This is a genomic window from Zongyangia hominis, from assembly GCF_014385095.1.
In the GTDB taxonomy this organism is placed as follows: domain Bacteria; phylum Bacillota; class Clostridia; order Oscillospirales; family Ruminococcaceae; genus Zongyangia; species Zongyangia hominis.
On the sequence record NZ_JACRTC010000005.1, the window covers coordinates 1 to 17,174 of the forward strand.

Annotated in this window: 15 protein-coding genes, 5 tRNA genes and 1 rRNA gene; 10 read left to right on the forward strand and 11 right to left on the reverse strand. The window is 58.3% G+C overall.

The window, feature by feature from the left end; genetic code table 11:
- From rrf to H8709_RS07725, 6 genes are all read left to right on the forward strand, one after another.
- Positions 1 to 116: ribosomal RNA gene (gene rrf, locus H8709_RS07700) — 5S ribosomal RNA — on the forward strand.
- Positions 117 to 124: 8 nt separating this feature from the next.
- Positions 125 to 200, forward strand: a tRNA-Asn gene (locus H8709_RS07705).
- A 55-nt stretch (positions 201 to 255) separates the two neighbouring features.
- Positions 256 to 332: transfer RNA gene (locus H8709_RS07710), tRNA-Ile, on the forward strand.
- 31 nt (positions 333 to 363) lie between these two features.
- A tRNA-Trp gene (locus H8709_RS07715) sits at positions 364 to 439 on the forward strand.
- 4 nt (positions 440 to 443) lie between these two features.
- Positions 444 to 520: transfer RNA gene (locus H8709_RS07720), tRNA-Asp, on the forward strand.
- A gap of 3 nt (positions 521 to 523) precedes the next feature.
- A tRNA-Thr gene (locus tag H8709_RS07725) sits at positions 524 to 599 on the forward strand.
- A gap of 147 nt (positions 600 to 746) precedes the next feature.
- Here the strand turns inward: H8709_RS07725 and H8709_RS07730 are convergent.
- The 10 genes from H8709_RS07730 to H8709_RS07775 all read right to left on the reverse strand — a co-directional run bounded on the left by H8709_RS07730 (position 747) and on the right by H8709_RS07775 (position 9,849).
- Positions 747 to 1,427, reverse strand: a complete 681-nt coding sequence (locus H8709_RS07730) for a ribulose-phosphate 3-epimerase (RefSeq protein ID WP_262397803.1) — start codon at positions 1,425 to 1,427, stop codon at positions 747 to 749.
- 30 nt (positions 1,428 to 1,457) lie between these two features.
- Positions 1,458 to 2,372: an allose kinase gene (gene alsK, locus H8709_RS07735; protein WP_262397804.1), complete on the reverse strand. Its 915-nt coding sequence runs from the start codon at positions 2,370 to 2,372 to the stop codon at positions 1,458 to 1,460.
- A gap of 20 nt (positions 2,373 to 2,392) precedes the next feature.
- A complete protein-coding gene (hxlB, locus tag H8709_RS07740; protein WP_262397805.1) occupies positions 2,393 to 2,962 on the reverse strand; it encodes a 6-phospho-3-hexuloisomerase in 570 nt (189 codons plus the stop codon).
- Entirely contained in the window at positions 2,959 to 3,597 is a 639-nt protein-coding gene (gene hxlA / locus H8709_RS07745) for a 3-hexulose-6-phosphate synthase (protein WP_262397806.1), read from the reverse strand. Before hxlA ends, hxlB begins: the two co-directional genes overlap by 4 nt.
- A gap of 18 nt (positions 3,598 to 3,615) precedes the next feature.
- Entirely contained in the window at positions 3,616 to 4,416 is an 801-nt protein-coding gene (locus tag H8709_RS07750; protein ID WP_262397807.1) for a glucose-6-phosphate isomerase family protein, read from the reverse strand.
- 27 nt (positions 4,417 to 4,443) lie between these two features.
- Positions 4,444 to 5,409, reverse strand: a complete 966-nt coding sequence (gene alsC / locus H8709_RS07755) for a D-allose ABC transporter permease (RefSeq protein WP_262397808.1) — start codon at positions 5,407 to 5,409, stop codon at positions 4,444 to 4,446.
- Positions 5,410 to 5,435: 26 nt separating this feature from the next.
- Complete coding sequence (locus H8709_RS07760; protein WP_262397809.1) at positions 5,436 to 6,959, reverse strand: sugar ABC transporter ATP-binding protein; 1,524 nt, start codon at positions 6,957 to 6,959, stop codon at positions 5,436 to 5,438.
- Positions 6,960 to 7,041: 82 nt separating this feature from the next.
- A complete protein-coding gene (locus H8709_RS07765; protein ID WP_262397810.1) occupies positions 7,042 to 8,076 on the reverse strand; it encodes a sugar ABC transporter substrate-binding protein in 1,035 nt (344 codons plus the stop codon).
- Between the two features lie 80 nt (positions 8,077 to 8,156).
- Positions 8,157 to 8,930, reverse strand: a complete 774-nt coding sequence (locus H8709_RS07770; RefSeq protein ID WP_262397811.1) for a DeoR/GlpR family DNA-binding transcription regulator — start codon at positions 8,928 to 8,930, stop codon at positions 8,157 to 8,159.
- Positions 8,931 to 9,219: 289 nt separating this feature from the next.
- Positions 9,220 to 9,849, reverse strand: a complete 630-nt coding sequence (locus H8709_RS07775) for a GntR family transcriptional regulator (protein WP_262397812.1) — start codon at positions 9,847 to 9,849, stop codon at positions 9,220 to 9,222.
- A 230-nt stretch (positions 9,850 to 10,079) separates the two neighbouring features.
- On the opposite strand from H8709_RS07775, the gene H8709_RS07780 reads away from it, so the two are divergent.
- On the forward strand, positions 10,080 to 10,571 hold the full coding sequence (locus H8709_RS07780; protein WP_262397813.1) for an L-2-amino-thiazoline-4-carboxylic acid hydrolase: 492 nt from the start codon (positions 10,080 to 10,082) through the stop codon (positions 10,569 to 10,571).
- Positions 10,572 to 10,638: 67 nt separating this feature from the next.
- Positions 10,639 to 11,910, forward strand: a complete 1,272-nt coding sequence (locus H8709_RS07785; protein WP_262397814.1) for an L-cysteine desulfidase family protein — start codon at positions 10,639 to 10,641, stop codon at positions 11,908 to 11,910.
- Positions 11,911 to 11,972: 62 nt separating this feature from the next.
- On the opposite strand, the gene H8709_RS07790 is transcribed toward H8709_RS07785, so the two are convergent.
- On the reverse strand, positions 11,973 to 13,049 hold the full coding sequence (locus H8709_RS07790; RefSeq protein WP_262397815.1) for a M24 family metallopeptidase: 1,077 nt from the start codon (positions 13,047 to 13,049) through the stop codon (positions 11,973 to 11,975).
- A gap of 326 nt (positions 13,050 to 13,375) precedes the next feature.
- On the opposite strand from H8709_RS07790, the gene H8709_RS07795 reads away from it, so the two are divergent.
- Both H8709_RS07795 and H8709_RS07800 read left to right on the forward strand, forming a co-directional pair.
- Complete coding sequence (locus H8709_RS07795; RefSeq protein ID WP_262397816.1) at positions 13,376 to 15,394, forward strand: hydantoinase/oxoprolinase family protein; 2,019 nt, start codon at positions 13,376 to 13,378, stop codon at positions 15,392 to 15,394.
- Positions 15,395 to 15,437: 43 nt separating this feature from the next.
- The gene (locus tag H8709_RS07800) at positions 15,438 to 16,988 is read left to right on the forward strand and encodes a purine-cytosine permease family protein (RefSeq protein WP_262397817.1); all 1,551 of its coding nucleotides are present in this window, start codon (positions 15,438 to 15,440) and stop codon (positions 16,986 to 16,988) included.
- Positions 16,989 to 17,174: the final 186 nt, after the last annotated feature.

The following is a 17,174-nucleotide window of genomic DNA, read 5'->3' on the forward strand; positions in this document are numbered from 1 at the left end:
CCGGTGCCTATTGCGATGAGGTCCCACCTGTTCCCATACCGAACACAGTAGTTAAGCTCATCTGTGCCGAAAATACTTGGTGGGTGACTGCCTGGGAAGATAGGTCGGTGCCGGCTTCTCATATTCCTCCTTAGCTCAGTCGGTAGAGCATGCGGCTGTTAACCGCAGGGTCGTCTGTTCGAGCCAGACAGGGGGAGCCAGAAATGTGGTTGCCATCAGCCACGTGGCTGATGGCAGTCGCATGATGTTGGATGTGGGCCTTTAGCTCAGTTGGTCAGAGCAACCGGCTCATAACCGGTCGGTCCCGGGTTCGAATCCCTGAAGGCCCACCATTATTATTGTGTCGATTGTTTTGCGTATCTTAGGGGCATAGCTCAGTTGGTAGAGCAGCGGTCTCCAAAACCGCGTGCCGAGGGTTCGAGCCCTTCTGCCCCTGCCATATTGGCCCGGTAGTTCAGCTGGTTAGAACGCTAGCCTGTCACGCTAGAGGTCGTGGGTTCGATCCCCATCCGGGTCGCCATATGCTGCTATGGCTCAGTCGGTAGAGCGCGTCCTTGGTAAGGACGAGGTCACCAGTTCGATTCTGGTTAGCAGCTCCAGAAAAAGCCGTTCAACGCAAGTTGAACGGCTTTTCTCTTTTTTGTGGACAAGCAGAGAGGGCGGCAAGTAGAAACACTTGCCACCCTCTCTATTTTTGCGTGGGGAAAGAAAATGGAAGAGGAAAATAATAAAAAGAAGGAGGATTCTCAGTGGGGTGTGGCCAGGTGGGCCCGCAGTTTTTCCATATTTTCCACCACGCCGCTGTCCGGGCGGTAGATGCTGGCCGTGCCCAGCACATAGACGTTGGCCCCGCATCGCTGAGCGGTCTTGGCGTTTTGAAAGGAGATATTGCCGTCGACCTCAAGCATGGCGTCCGTCCGTCCGGCCCTGTCGAGGAGGGCGCGGCCCCGGCGGATTTTGTCCGCCATCTGGGCGTCAATGTCCTGCTTTGGGCCATGTCCAGCGTTGCAGGTGAGGAGAAGCAGCATGTCCAAGAGCGGCGCCACCTCCTCAATCATACATAGCGGCGTCCCGGGATTGAGCGCCACGGAGGGGTGCCCGCCGGCAGTTTTGACGGCTTTCAATAGGTTTTGAATCTCCTTGGTCACCTCCACATGAAAGCTTACATAGGCGTCTTTGCACAGCGGCAGCAGGGTATCGATAAACCGCTCCGGCCGGTCCACCATCACATGCACATCCACTGGAATACGGGTGGCTTTCTGGATGGCGGGAATCAGGCTGGGGGGCAGCATGGTGGTCTTAGTAAAGGTGGTGTCCATGATATCAAAGTGGATGAGGTCCGCCTTGCCCTCCTCATAGATCGCAATTTCCCGCTCCAAATTGAGCAGGTTGCCGCACATAATGGATGGCGCTAATAAATCTTTCATCATGTCCTCCTATGTTGACAAATATTTTCTCTATGCCCCGCGTCTTAAAAAGGCATAGAGCCCCGCCCCCAGCACGCCGCTCTCCCTGCTGTGCCGGGTGAAGATGAGGCGCGCGGTTTCGGCGGGCAGGGGATGGCGCATGTGCTCCCTGGCCGCTTTGTCCAGCAGCTCCCAGGGAAAGCCCGGCATATCGGTGACCCCGCCGGCGATGAAGATCAGATCCGGGTCCAGGATATTGGCCACCTGGGTGATGGGAATGGCCATATCCTTGACAAACTGTCGGATGCGGGGCTCGTCTATTTTTTTAAGGAAAATTTCATGGAGGGGGATGCCGGGAAAGTCTTCCGCGATCACCCGTTCCAGATATTTCCCCCCGCAGCGCAGTCCCGCGCAGCCAGTGTTGCCGCAGACGTCCCGCTCCGTGAGTCCGTAGAGGGGATTGTGGCCGATCTCCCCGGCGACACCGCTGGCCCCGTCGTAGAAATTGCCGTGGATAAAGAAGGCGTTGGCCACAGCGGAACCGAAATAGAGGCCCACCATCATCTCCATGTGGGACATATCAATTTCGCTTTGATAGCGGTGCATATCGCTGTAAAGGAGGAAATTGGCGTCCCGGTCCAGAAAGACCGGCAGGCCAAGGCCCTCCTCCAGCTTCGCTTTCAGATCGAAGCCCGCAAAACCGGAGAGATAGGGGGCGCTGAAGACCTGGCGCTTCTCCTTGCTCACCGTGCCGGGGATGCCGACGGCTACGGCCTCCACCTGTTCAGTCAGGGCGTGGCGGTCGAGATAAGCCCGCACCGCTTCCACGAGGTGGGAAGGGCCGTCGCCCTCCCGCAGACGTTGGCTGGATGTCCGCTCAAAGTGGAGCACCTCGCCTTCTGGCGTCACCGCGCCCATGCGCAGATGGGTGCCGCCGATGTCGATGCCGATGGTCAGGGGTTTCATAGGATAGCCTCCTCCCATGCTTATTCCAGATTGGCGTGACGGCTCATGATGGAGGCGTCGTTTAACTGCATGCCCGCCCGATCGGCCAGGCAGATGACCAGGGCGTCCCCGAAGAGGAGCATGCTCTGCTCAAACATGTTCCCGCCCGGCTGGACGGATACGATGCCGCTGTCTTTTTCGCTTTTCCCCGTGGTGCCCGGAATCCGCAGGACGATGTCCGCCAGATTTCCCAGGGTGGAGTCGGGGTAGATCGTAATGAGGGCAATTTTGACCCCCAGCTTTTTGGCCTTTTGGGCCATAGTGACAAGGGAGCCTGTCTCCCCCGAGCCGGACCCGATGATCAGCAGATCCCCCGGCGCGACGGCGGGGGTGACGGTCTCACCCACCACATAGGAAGTGAGGCCCAAGTGCATCAGCCGCATGGCGAGGCCCCGGATCATGAGCAGGGAGCGGCCGCACCCGGCGGAAAAGACCCGTTTGGCGGATAAAATGGCGTCGATCAGCGCATCGGCGGCGCCGGTATCAATCCGGGCCAGGTTCTCTGCCAGTTCGTTGGCGATGGCGACGCTTGTTTGGATGACATCTTTCATTTTGTCTCCCCCTTGATAACGGCCTGGTAACTTTCCACCGCCCGGCGCAGATCGGGGGCCTTGGTCAAAGCGCTCCCCACGATGCCCACGTCGGCGCCCAGGGCCTTGACCTTGCCGATGGTGTCCAGGTTGATGCCGCCGGCGGCGGCCACCTTGGCGTTTTTGACGACCTTGGCGATCTGCTCGAGCTCTTCATAGGGGGTCCGGCCCAGGGACTGGACGTCCGACGCCGTGTGGACGCCGATGTAGTCCACCCCCATGGCGTCGAGCTCCTTGGCGCGGGCGACCACGTCGGGCACGCTGAGCATGTCCACATAGATTTCCTTACCCGCCTGATGGGCCGCGTCCCGAGCGCCCTGGATGGTCGGATCGGAAGCGATGGCCAGGACGGTGACGATGTCCGCCCCCGCGTCCACGGCGTAGCCCGACTCGATGAAGCCGCCGTCGGCGATCTTCACGTCGGCCAGCACCGTCACCTGGGGGAAGCGCTCCTTCATGGCGCGCACCGCCGCCACGCCGTCCTTGACGATCATGGGGGTGCCCACCTCTACAATGTCGATGATGTCCGCGATCTTCTCCACCATGGCAAGGGCGGTATCCACATCCACCAAGTCGAGTGCAATCTGTAATTTCACAGAAATTTCCTCCCTTTCTTATTCATAGAGTGCCGCCAAGATTTGGTCGCACTGTCCGGGATGTCCTAAGTACGCAAAGGTATCCGGCCGCCGGACAAACGCCGCATAAAGGGGCGTGTCAAAGGAGATGCCAAGCTCCGGGCACTCCTTGGGACGGGCCACCTCCAAAAGGGGCAGATCCCGGTAACGGGGGTTTGGGACAAAGGCCAGCTGTCCCTGTATTCTCAGCAGGTACATGCCGAAGCCGTGCATCCGGGCGATGGGCTCGTAGTGGAGGGGACAGGGGACGGCCAGGTTGCCGAAGGCCATGGGGCCCTTCCCCACATTGACCACACAGTGGGCGGTAAAAGGGGGGATGACCAGCTTTTCGCCCTCGGTGAGGAAGAAGGCCCGCAGCCGCTCCACCTGCAGGGGGCCGCTTTCCTCAAGGAAGCTGTGGGACTGCTGCAGGAAGAAGACCGCCCGGCCGCTGAGCACCTCGTAGACCTCGGGCAGGGTGGAGGCGCGGCCTTCCGCCATGCCGTGGTAATGGCCGGAATTTTTGTGACATTCATATCCCATGAGCCCGGGCATCAGCACCGTGATGCCGTTGGTGATCCGGTGCTTTGCAAAGAGGGGGGCGTCCTGCTCCTTCCAGATATCCTGGTAGAAGGTGTAGCAGTGTTCGCCGTCCTGTGCCTCCTCCGGGTCGTAGGCCAGATTTTTAATTTCTCCAAAGCATTTTGCCTTGACCCCGGCGCAGAGGACCCCTTCGCCGAACTTAAGTTCCCCCGTCTCTTCCTCCATCTGGACGGGCAGGCCGTAATTGAGCGCTTTCATCTCATTCCTTCTTTCTTCTTCTCGGGGCTATTTGGCGGATTTGCCTTTGAACAGACGGTCCACGGTGACGGCGACAATGATGAGCGCGCCGGTGACGATCTGCTGATAATAGGAGCTGACCCCCAGCATGTTGAGCCCGTTGCTGATGGTGCCGATGATGAGGCCGCCGACGACCACGGTGGGAATCTTGCCCCGGCCGCCGAAGAAGCTGGTGCCGCCGATGATGGCGGAGGCGATGGCGAAGGTCTCATAGCCCTGGCCGGCCAGGGGTTCGGCCGAGCCGATGCGAGCGGTGTAGACGATGCCCGCCAGGCCGAAGCAGACGCCGCACAGGGTGTGGACTAACAGGGTATAGAGCTTGGTGTGGATGCCGGAGAACCAGGCGGCCTCTTTGTTGCCGCCCAGGGCGAAGATGTTGCGGCCCATGACGGTCTTAGACGAGAAAAACCACAAAATCGCCGCCAATAACAGCGCGATGACCACGGCGCTGGGGATGACCCCGCCCAGCCATCCGCCCATGGCGTCCTTGAACGTCTGGGGGAAGCCGTAGACCGAGGTGGCGTCCGAAATAATCAGGGTGACGCCGCGGAAGATGGACTGGGTGCCCAGGGTAATGACGAAGGGATGCAGTCCCGTGACGTTGATGAGCAGCCCGTTAAAGAGGCCGCACAGCGCGCCGGACAGGATGCCCAGCAGCACCGCCACATACCAGGGCATGATGTCCAACACGATGAGCTTGGCGGTGACCATGCCCACCAGTCCCATCACCGAGCCCACCGACAGGTCGATGCCGGCGATGAGGATGGCGAAGAATTCGCCGCAGGCAATGATGATGGTGATGGAGCTTTGAATGGCGATCTGCAACAGGTTTCCCGGCGCGATGAACTGGGGCGGGCCGAAGATGGCCATGAAGCAGACGAGTAAAATCAAGATGACCAGGGTGCCGAATTTATCCCAGTAAAGCGAAAGCCTTTTCTGCAAATTATGATTCATAATCGTTCACCTGTTTTCTTTTCCTTCTAGGAGGCGGCGACGGCCATAATTGCTTCCTCCGTCGCTTCTTCGCCGTCGAAAATCGCGGCGATTTCCCCCTTGTTAAATACCACAATCCGGTCGCAGAGCGTGATGAGCTCGGGCAGCTCGGAGGACACCATGATGATGCCCTTGCCCTCGTCGGCCAGGCCCCGCATGATGTGATAGATCTCGCTCTTGGCGCCGATATCGATGCCGCGGGTGGGCTCGTCGAAGATCATCAGGTTGGCCTTAGACGCCAGCCACTTGCCCACGATGACCTTTTGCTGGTTGCCGCCCGAGAGGGACGCCACCATCTGGTCGATGCCGGTGCAGCGGATGGACAGGTCCTCCTTCTGCTTCGCGGCGATTTCCCGCTCCTTTTTGGGATGGATGAGCCCGGAGAGGCCTTTACAGGAGGTGCGTTTGATGTTATAGACCGCCGCGATGTTTTTGCAGATATTGAAGTTATCGAAGAATCCCGTCTCCCTCCGGCTCTCGGTGATGAAGGCCATGCCCTTTTTCACCGCCTCGTAGGGGGAGTGGACGTGGATTTCCTTACCGTCGAGCCAAACCTTGCCCGTCTTCATCCGCTCGGCGCCGAAGATGGTGTTCATCAGCTCCGTCCGCCCTGAGCCGACCAGACCCGCAAAGCCCAGGATTTCGCCGTGGTGGAGTTCAAAGCTGACATTTTTGACCTTTTCGTCCACCCGGGTGACGTTTTCCACCTTGAGCGCCACCTTTTTGGGCGCCGCGCCCTCTTCCTTGGGGCGGCGCAGGGACTGCTGGGAGAGCTCCCGGCCCACCATCAGGGAGATGATCTGCTTTTCGTCTTTAACGTCCTTCATGTCCAGGGTGGCCACCTGCATCCCGTCCTTGAGGACGGTGACCCGGTCGCCGATCTCCTTCATCTCGCTCATTTTATGGGAGATGTAGAAGATGCCCACCCCCTTGGCCTTGAGTTTTCGGATGATGGTGAAAAGCTGTTCGGTCTCCTCCCCGCTGAGGGAGGAGGTGGGCTCGTCCATGACGAGGACCCGGGCGTCGCTGGCCAGGGCCTTGGCGATTTCCACCTGCTGCTTTTCGCTGATGGACAGCTCGCTGACCGAGGTCAGCGGATCGCGGTGAAAGCCCACCATGGCCAGCAGCTCCTTGGCCCGCGCGGCCATCTCTTTGCGGTCGACCACCCGGAAGATGCCCGCCGCCTTTTTGACCGGCAGCTTGCCGATAAACAGGTTTTCCGCGATGGTCAGCTCGTTGATCACGCTCAGCTCCTGGTAGATGATGGCGATCTTATTTTCCTGGGACAGATGGGGCGTCAGGCTGGTGTACTCCTTTTCTCCCACCTTGATGATGCCCTCGGTGGGGGTATAGACGCCGCTGAGAATCTTCATCAGCGTGGATTTCCCCGCGCCGTTTTCGCCCAAGAGCAGATGGACTTCCCCGGGGCGCAGGTCTAAGTTGATATTGCTCAGTGCCTTGACGCCTGGAAACAGCTTGGTGATTCCCTTCATTTCCACGAGATTTTCCATACGTCTTCTCCCTTTCTAGGAAGTGCCTCCTTCTGGTTGGCAGTCCAAAAGGAGGCACCCTCGATGATATCCTTAGCTTCCGTTACTTTTTCTGATGTTCCGCCACGTTGTCCGGGGAGATGATGTAGGAGTCGAGGAGGACGTTTTCCATCTCGTAGTCCATGCCGCCCTCTTTGCCGCTGCGGATAAATTCTACCAGCATTTCCAGGCAGGTTTCGCCGATGACGTCCGGCTTCTGGGCCGCGGTGCCCGCCATATGGCCGTTGGCGATGGATTCGATGGCCTCGGAGTTGCCGTCGGTGCCCACGACGAAGACCTTGTCGCCCAGGTTCAGGTTGTCCACCGCCTGCTGCGCGCCCAGGGCCATGGTGTCGTTGCAGCAGTAGATGCCGGTGACGTCGGGATGGACGCTTAAGAGGTTGGTGGTGGCGTCCATGGCCTTCTGACGGTCCCAGTCGCAGGGCTGGGAGGCGACGACCTCGATGCCCGCCTTGGTCAGCACCTCGTTGCAGCCGGTTTTCCGGGATTCGCTGGAGAGGTTGCCGGCCATGCCTTCGATGATGATGGCCTTGCCCTTGTTGCCCATTTTGCCGGCCAGGTATTCGCCCGCCTGCCGGCCGGTCACCACATAGTCGGTGGTGCAGTAGCCCACCAACCAGCCGCCGGCGGCTTTGAGCTCATCCTCATTGAAGCCCTGGTCCAAGTCCACCACCGGGATGCCCTTGGAACAGGCCTTGGCAACGCCGTTGATGAGGTTGGTGTCGGTGATCGGCGCCACGCCGATGCCGTCGTAATCGCCGGAAACCATGTCTTCCAGCATCTGGAGCTGGTTGCCGGTGTCGCTTTCGGAGGCGGCCGCCATGATTTCCACGTCGACGCCCAGTTCCTCCGCCTTGGCCTTGATGCCGTCGGCCATGGCCACCCAGTATTCACTGGCTAATGTCTTGAGGACGATGCCGATTTTTAACCGCTCTTCTCCGGAACCCGCCGGGGAAGAGGAGGACGAAGAGTTCCCATCCGTGGACTGAGACGGATCCGATCCCGGGCTGCCGCCGCATCCGGCGAGACAGCCGATGAGTAACGCGATGACGAGTAAAACTGACAGTGCCTTTTTCATGATGCTCCCTTTCCCTTTCTCACTCTTTTGATGCTTCTGACGACGTTTGTGTAGACGGTGCTTTTTTCTTTGCTGTGTTCCTACTTTACCTCCCCTCTGCCCGTAGTATCGACTTTATTCACAATCACTTTGTGCTCTTTCAGATAGCTCTCCACATCCTCGGGAATCTTGGTGTCGGTGTAGACGGCGTAGACGTCGTCCGCCGGGAACTGGGCCAGGGTGCCCTGGCGGGAAAACTTGTTGGACTCGGTGAGGATGATGGTCTTCTTGGCCTGCTGGGACATCACCCGGATGGTCTCCACCCGCATGATGTCCTTGCCGGTGAAGTGTCCGTTGGGGGTAAAGCCGTCGGTGCCGGTGTAGAACTTGTCCACATAGAAGTTGACGGCCGCCTGGCACATAATCGGCCCCACGGTGACCATGGGTTCCATCAAGAGGGAACCGCCCAGCAGCACCACCTGGTTGGAAGTGGCGGGCCGGATATAGTTGGCGATATAGACGGAATTGGTGATGATGGTGACGTCCTTGCGCTTTTTGGCAATCTGCTCGGCCAGCAGGGTACAGCAGGAGCCGGACTCGATCATGATGACTTCGCCGTTGTGGATCATCTCCACCGCCTGGGCCGCGATGAGGGATTTTTCGTAATAGTGGTAGGCCAAGCGGTTGGTGATGTCGTCCTCCGCGTCGATCTCCGCCGTGCCGTGCTGGCGGCGGATGAGGCCCTTGCTTTCCAGGTAATCCAAGTCCTTGCGGATGGTGACCTGGGTCACGTTCATCAGCTCCGCAAGCCGCATGACCTCCACCTTCCGCTCCTCCGATATGATGTTGAGAATCTGTGTCTGCCGGTCCGTCATAGAATCTCCTCCGTATTTGTTTTCTTGTAAAAAATCTTCGAAACAAATTATACTTTCGTTTGAAATTAAATTACTTTCTTTTTCTTTACGTCATCATTATATTTGCGCCAATAAACGCTGTCAATAGAAGAATCACATTTTTGTACATCTGCTGTTATTTTGTCGTTGTGTTTGTGCAATTAGCTAAAGCACCCGCCTATTTCCAGCCTGTTTTCCCCAACGAAAAGGACCCCGGGAGCCGTAGAAACGGCTCCCGGGGTCCTTTTAGAAGAAGTCAAACAATTTTAGGTCATTTGAGACCAAATTCATTCATATCGTTATAGAGACAGGCTATGGCCTTTTCCTTGTCTCCATTTTTGATGTATTCCACAATCATTTTGTGTTGGGTGTTTTCCAACACGAAGTTGGTTTTGCGCCACCGGTCCCAATAAAACTGGGCGAAGGCACGGGTGAGGGTAGTGATGGCGGTTTTGAGCATGTCGTAGATATAGCGGTTGTTGCAGCAGGAGACCAGCGCCAGATGGAAGGCGGAGTTATTCTCCCATTGAAGCAGGGCGCTCAGTTCGCAATTTTCCGGGAAGGAGTGGGCCACCACCTCCAGCTTTTTAATCTGTTCGGGGGTAAAGGTGCCCCAATAGCGGTCCAGGCAGGCGCATTCCAGCATCTGGCGAAACTCCAGAATGTTGCGCACATCCTGGTCGGTGAGGCTGACCACCTCATAGCCGTAGCGGGGAATGCTCCGCAAAACATGTTCGTTACACAGCTCGATGAGGGCCTCCCGTACCGGGGATTTACTCACGTTATATTTTTCTACCAGCGTTTTCTCCCGCAGGATGTCGCCGGGCTTGTAGACGCCGCCAATAATATCTTGGAACAGTGAAGTGTAGATTTGATCTTTTAGACTTTTTTTGTCTTGCATTTCCATTCTCCCTTGCCCGAAGGGCGTACATTTCTTTTTTTAAATATACCAGATATGTGGGGAAGGGTCAAGCTGGATTTAGAAGAAGTTTTAAAATATTGCACAAAAAAATAAATTAAATTTGAAAATTATAATAAACTTTGAAAAAAATATTGAAGAAATTAGGGTGCTGTGATATGATCAATGTAATCTTATAAAGATGTTAATACCAATTGATGGAGGGATGAATTATGTCGAAAATCAAAAACGAAGTCTCACTGCACGAAGAGAAGGTAGACATCAACCGCAGCGCCATTGAGCACCGCGCCACTTGGATGGGGCTGATCTATGACGAGGCGAAAAAAGCGGGCGCCGATGCCGAGGCCATCTGCCGGGCGGCTGTCAAACGCTGCGGGCTCTTCCACGGGGCCGGTTATAAGGAAAGATGCGAAGGCTCCTTGGACTGCCGGGTCTTTAAAGGCATCTTCCTGCCCGAGCTTGCCACCAAGACCTTCGAGATGGAGACCGAGCAGGACGAAAATAACGTCTTTGTCACCTTCCATTACTGCCCGCTGGTCAGCGCCTGGCAGAAGCTGGGATTTGACGACGAGACCTGCCAGATTCTGTGCGACATCGCCATGGACGGCGACCGGGGCATTGCCGAGGCCAACGGCCTGCATTTCGATCTGAGCGACACCATCGCGGCCGGCTGCCCGACCTGCAAGCTCCATCTGAGCAGATAGCCGATTCGCCCATGGGCCGGACGGGACACGAAACAACACCGTCATATTGTAACTAGGAAGGTTGGATATGGACGTTCCGTTTTACGAAGCATACATAAAAATACTGAAAAAAGAGCTGGTGCCGGCGCTGGGCTGTACGGAACCCATCGCCATCGCCTACGCCGCCGCCAAGGCCCGCCAGACGCTGGGGTATCTGCCCCGGCGGATGGAGGTGGAGTGCAGCGGCAACATCATCAAAAATGTCAAGGGCGTCACCGTTCCCAATTCCGGCGGCCTTAAGGGCATTGAGGTGGCCGCCACCCTGGGGGCCGTGGGCGGCGACGCCGACGCCCAGCTCAATGTGCTCCAATCTGTCACCGAAGAGGACAGGGAGAAGACCAAGCGCCTTGTCTCTGCGGGCTTTTGCCACTGCACCCTCAAAGAGGGGGTGGAAAACCTCTACATCCTCGCCACCGTATGGGGGGAAGGGGAAGATTACGCTAAGGTCGAAATCAAGAATAAGCACACCTTTATCACCCTGATTGAGAAAAACGGCCAGGTGCTGCTCACCCAGGAGGAAGAGGAGGAGCTCGACCCGCCGGTCGACATGTCCTGCTTGAATGTCAAAGACATCCTGGACTTTGCCGACCATGTGGACATCGCGCGCGTCAAAGAGGTGCTGGATAACCAGATCGAGATGAACTCCGCCATCTCCGACGAGGGGCTGCGCCACCACTACGGCGCGGACGTGGGCAAAACCATTTTGCGCAACTACGGCGCCGATATCAAGACCCGCGCCAGAGCCCGGGCCGCCGCCGGTTCCGACGCCAGGATGAGCGGCTGCGCCATGCCGGTGGTCATCAACTCCGGCAGCGGCAACCAGGGCATTACCGTCTCCATGCCGGTCATCGAGTACGCCAGGGAGTACGGCATGCCCAAAGAAAAGCTCTACCGGGCGCTGTTGGTGGCCAACCTGGTCTCCCTGCACCAGAAGCGGTACATCGGCAGCCTTTCGGCCTACTGCGGCGCCACCAGCGCCGGATGCGGCGCGGCCTGCGGCATCGCCTATCTGATGGGGGCCAGCTATGAAGAAATCTGCCGCACCATCGTCAACACCATCTGCAACATCGGCGGCATGGTCTGCGACGGGGCCAAGCCCTCCTGCGCGGCCAAGATCGCCTCGGCGGTGGACGCCGGGATCAACGCCTACCTCATGGCCAAGGAGGGGTTGAGCTTCTCCGACGGCGAGGGCCTGGCGGAGGACGACATCGAAAAGACCATCCAGAATTTGGGCCGGGTGGGGAAGGACGGCATGAAGGAGACGGACATCGAAATCCTCAAGATCATGCTGGGCCAATAAGGCATAAAAAGAAAGCGGACAAAACGATCCGTTTTGTCCGCTTTTATCAAACACAGGATGCTTTAGGGGATGATCTGCATTTGCTTGGTGTAGTGGTTGAGGTTCTCGCTTCCCTCCGGTGTGACCAGCATCAGGTCTTCAATTCTCACGCCGCCCACGCCGGGCTTGTAGATGCCGGGCTCGATGGAAAAAATCATGCCGGGAAGCAGCTTCATGGCATTGCCGCCCACCACATAGGGCGGTTCATGGACATCCAGGCCGATGCCGTGTCCCACCCGGTGGGGCAGGTATTCGCCATAGCCCGCCCGCTCGATGATCTCCCGGGCCGCCCGGTCGATTTCGCTAAAGCGCACCCCCGGACGCACCGCGTCCACGGCGGCCAGCTGGGCCTCCAAAACGATCTCGTAGATCTTCCCAAGCTCCGGCGACACCTGCCGGTAGAAGACCGTCCGGGTCATGTCCGAGCGGTAGCCGTGATAGCCGAACCCGAAGTCCATGACGATGTTGTCGCCGGGATGAAGGGCTGTGGCATCGGCCGCGTGATGGGCGTCGACGGCGTTCTCCCCATAGGAGATGATGGCGCCGCCCGCGTACCCGTCGGTGCCGGCCTGACGGCTGAGGTCATAGAGATGGTCGGCCAGCTCCCGCTCACTGAGGTCCCCGCGGATGGAGCGGATAAGCCCGTCCATGCACTGGTCGTTGGCCCGAGAGGACAGGCGCATGAGCGCGATCTCCTCCGGCTCCTTGATCATGCGGACCTCATCGATGGCGCCCGAGCCGGGGACTAAGCGCACCTGCGGTTTTTTCCCCGCAAGAGCAAGGGCAAAACCGGAGGCAAAATTGTGATCGAGCCCCACCGTCTCCCCGTCTGAAAGGGTGGAGGCGAGGACGCCGACGCAGTCGTCCCAGTCGGAATACCAGACGATTTCCACGCCGCAATCTTCGGAAAGCGGGAAGAGGCGGTTGGCCACGAAGCGGGCCTCGCCGCTTCGCCTAATGTTCAGGGTCAGCAGCCGCTCCCCGCCGGAGAGCGACAGCCCGGTCAGGTATTTGATGTGGGTGGGATGGGAAAGGATCAGCTGATCCAACCCCTTTCCTTCCATTTTGGCGCAGAGTCTTGCGAGTCGTTGGGTGTTCATAGGACGGCCTCCAGTCGTTAAAGTCATAGCGGAAAATCCATCATATTTTGATTGATTTGTCAATCTATGCCTTTATTATAGCGGCAATTTCAAAAAATGCAATGAAATTTTCACAGAGGCGCGGGGAGAAACTTCGACAAATTCCCTAAAAATTTTAAAAAGATTGACTTTATCCTGTTAAAAAGATATAATGATAGCAAAAGAAGTATTGATTGATTGATCTATCAATTCAGTGGCTGACAACAGGCGAGCAGGTGAGAAAAGGCCGCGATGATAGACCGAACAACTCAGTATAAACGAAAATTCATCCAAAGGAGGAAAGTGTTATGTCCTATCGTCTGTCTGCCGACATTGGCGGTACCTTTACCGACGTGGTTTGTATTAACGACGCTACCGGTGAATATACCACCACCAAGGTCCTCACCACTCCGGAAAAACTCACCAACGGTATCATGAAGGGTTTTGACGAGGTGATCGAGGACAGGTATAAGCAAGTACAGAACATTGTACACGGCACCACATCCGGACTCAACGCGGTCATCGAGAGAAAAGGCGCCAAATGCGCGGTCATCACCACCCGCGGATTCGGCGACGTGCTGGAAATCGGACGCGGCAACCGCCCCGACATGTACAATAACCGCTACCAGCGTCCCCGGCCCCTGGTGCCCCGCAAAGACATCTACGAAGTGGATGAGAGAACCTCCGCCGACGGTTCCGTCAAGCTGCCGCTGCAGACGGCTTCCTTGGAAGCGATTGCGGGCAAGCTCAAGGACGGCGGCTATGAATCCATCGCCATCTGTCTGATCAACAGCTACTTAAACCCGGAAAATGAAGAGAAGGCGGCGGCCTGGCTCAAAGATTACCTGGGCGAGGGCGTCATGGTCATCACTTCCTCCGAGACGGCGAGGGAGTGGCGGGAGTATGAGCGCACCAGCACCACGGTGCTCAACGCCTATGTTTCCCCCATCACCAAGAGCCACCTGGTGGCCCTCAACACGGAGCTGAAAACCAGAGACTTCGAGGGCAACCTCTATATCATGCAGTCCAACGGCGGCGTCATGAAGGATGAAATTGCGGTGGATAAAGCTGTGCAGATCCTCATGTCCGGCCCGGTGGGCGGCGCCATCGGCGGCACGGTCTGCGGCCGGAAAAACGTCATCGGCGTGGACATGGGCGGCACCAGCTTCGACGTGAGCCTCATCGTCGACGGCCAGACCGAGATCACCGTCGAGTCCAACGTTGAGGGCTTCCCGGCGCTGGTTCCCACAGTCAATATCTTCAGCATCGGCGCCGGCGGCGGCTCCATCGCCTGGGAAGAGGGCGGCGGCATGCGCGTCGGTCCCCAGAGCGCGGGCGCGAAGCCCGGCCCGGCCTGCTACGGCCAGGGCGGCACCCAGCCCACCATCACCGACGCGAACCTGGTCCTCGGTCGCATCGACCCCGACCACTTCCTGGACGGGCGGATGAAGCTGGACATCGACGCGGCCAAGAAGGCCGTCAGCAACTTCGCCGATAAATTCGGCATGGATATCCCCACGGCGGCCGAGGGCATTTTGGCCATTGCCAACCACAAGATGGCCGACGCCATCCGTGAGATCACCGTCCGCCGGGGCATCGACCCGAGAGAGTTTACTCTCCTTGCCTTCGGCGGCGCCGGACCCATGCACGCGGCCCACATCGCTGAAGAGCTCGGCATCGAGGAAGTCATGATCCCCGCGGTGCCCGGCGGCTTCTCCGCCTGGGGCATGCTGCAGGCCGACATCCGCCACGACGCGGTCCGCACCCAGATGGCCCCCATCGACGAGGTGGATAGCGCCACCATCGACGGCATCTTCGATGTGCTCTATGAGGAGCTGTGCGGCGTGCTCGCCAAGGAAGGCATCTCTCCGGACAACGCGGTCTTCCACAAGGCCATGGACCTGCGCTATGTGGGCCAGGAGTTCACCATCAACCTGCCGGTGGACGACGCCTCCGCAGGCGCGTTTGACAAAGAGGTCGCCAAGAAGAATTTCCACAGCCTCCACGAGCGGCTGTATGGACATTCCGCACCCGGCGATCCGGTGGAGATGGTCAACGTACGACTGAGCGTTATGGCCGCCTCCAACAAGGTGCCCGCCTCTCCCGTGGAGGGAGTTTCCGGCGAGCCCAAGGCCATCCGTGAGTTCCCCGGCGTCTTTGACTTTAAGGAGCAGCCTGTCAAGGTGTACAACCGCTCCGATATCGGCATGGACAGCAAGGTCAAGGGCCCGGCTGTCATCGTCGAATTGACGGCGACCACGGTGGTGCCTCCCGCATGGACGCTTACTGTCAACGAAATGGGCAGTATGGTCATGGTAAAGGAATAGAAAGAAGACACGTCTGCGACCGAAAGATAAAGGAGGAACATCCATGGTAGAAACCGCGAAAAAAGCGTCTTCCAGCGTAACGGCATCAGAAGACATGACATTGGACGTTATCCCCGCGAACAAGCGAACAAAATGGACCAACGCGGCTGCAGTCTTCGCCGGCTGTGACCTCAATATCCCGATTATCTTCGTCGGCGCCACCCTGGCCCAGGGGCTTAAATTTGTCACCGCCTTTGTGGTCATGCTGGTGGGCCTGACCTTAGCGCAGATCTACTCCGCCATCAACGCCGCGGTCGGCGCGGACACCGGACGCCCCAGCGCCCAGCTCACCCGCTGCGCCTTTGGCTCGGTGACCTCCCGGACGCTCATTTCCTTCCTGCTGCTCTATATGAACATGGGTTGGTACGGCTCCCACGTGGCTGTCGCGGCCAGCGCCGGATTGCAGGCGTTTAAGGTCGACCACACCGACCCGCAGAATTTCTGGATTTATGCCATCGTCATGGTCTTTATCGGCCTGATCTTCGTCATTCCGGCCCTCAAAGGCCAGCGGCTCATCGCCAAGATCAGCAAAGTCCTGGTGCCGCTTGTGCTCATCGTCTTTGCTTACGCGATCTTCCGCGTCTTCCAGAACCTGGGCGGCTTCGGCCCCGGCCTCAAAGCCCTGGTCGAAAGCGAACCCACCAGTCCCATGTCGATTACCTCGGCCATCGTTTTGCTCTTAGGATGCTCGGCCTGTCAGTGGCTAATGTTCTCCGATTACTCCAGAAGCAATCCCCGGATTATGCCCGACAGCGTTCTGTCCCCCTTCATCGGCAACATCCCGGTGTGCTTTTGCATCTACGGTATCGGCATCATCCTGTCCGCCACCTCCGGCACCTGGGACATCGTCTCCATTATGTCCAATGAGCTCCATATGGGCACCCTTTCCCTGCTGTGCGTGCTCATCGCCCAGATGACCACCATGGTGGTCGCGGCTTACTCCTGCGGCCTGGCTGTTGCCAATATGTTTAACATCAAATCCGCCAAGGGCAAGATGTGGGCCACCATCGCGGCGGCCGCCATCGGCACCATCCTGGCGCTTACCGGCATCCTGACCTGGCTGGACACCTTCCTGCAGTCCATCGCCATCCTGTTTGCCCCCATCGGCATCATCCTGGCCCTCGACCACTACCTCATCCGCAGCAGAAAGTGGGAGGACCACACCGGCGTCAACTGGATTGCGCTGGCGGCTATGGTCATCGCCTGTGTGGCGGCCGCCTTCATTCCCATCGGCTATTCCGCGTTTACCTCCATGTTTATCGCGGGACTGCTCTACTATGTGGGCATGGTCATCCAGGCGAAGGTCAAACCGGGCAAATATACGCCGGAAGAGTGGAAAGACGGCAAAATCATTCTCGACAAAGAGCAGAAGATTTTCCTCATCGGCGTGCTCGGCGGCGTATTCGTCAGCTTTATTTCCCCGTTCATCCTCCCGTCCCCGGCCTGTGACGTGGTCGCTGTCATCGGCGGCGTTATCACCCTCGTCGGCTTCATCCTGGCGGTGAAGAGCCACGCCATCCTGGGCGGCAGAAAGGACGCGGAACCCGCGGCATAAATAACTGTCGGGTCAGCTTTAAGAAATCCTCGTGGACGCGGGGCCTCCCGTTTTGATGGGAGTGCCCACAAAGGACAATGGCCGCGGCAGACAAAGGCGCGGAGGGCGTCTTGTTCGTCCCGAGGCTACCCGCATCATCTCCCGGCAGGGAAGGGGAGGGCCGGTAAGCGCCCTCCCGCCCGCCGG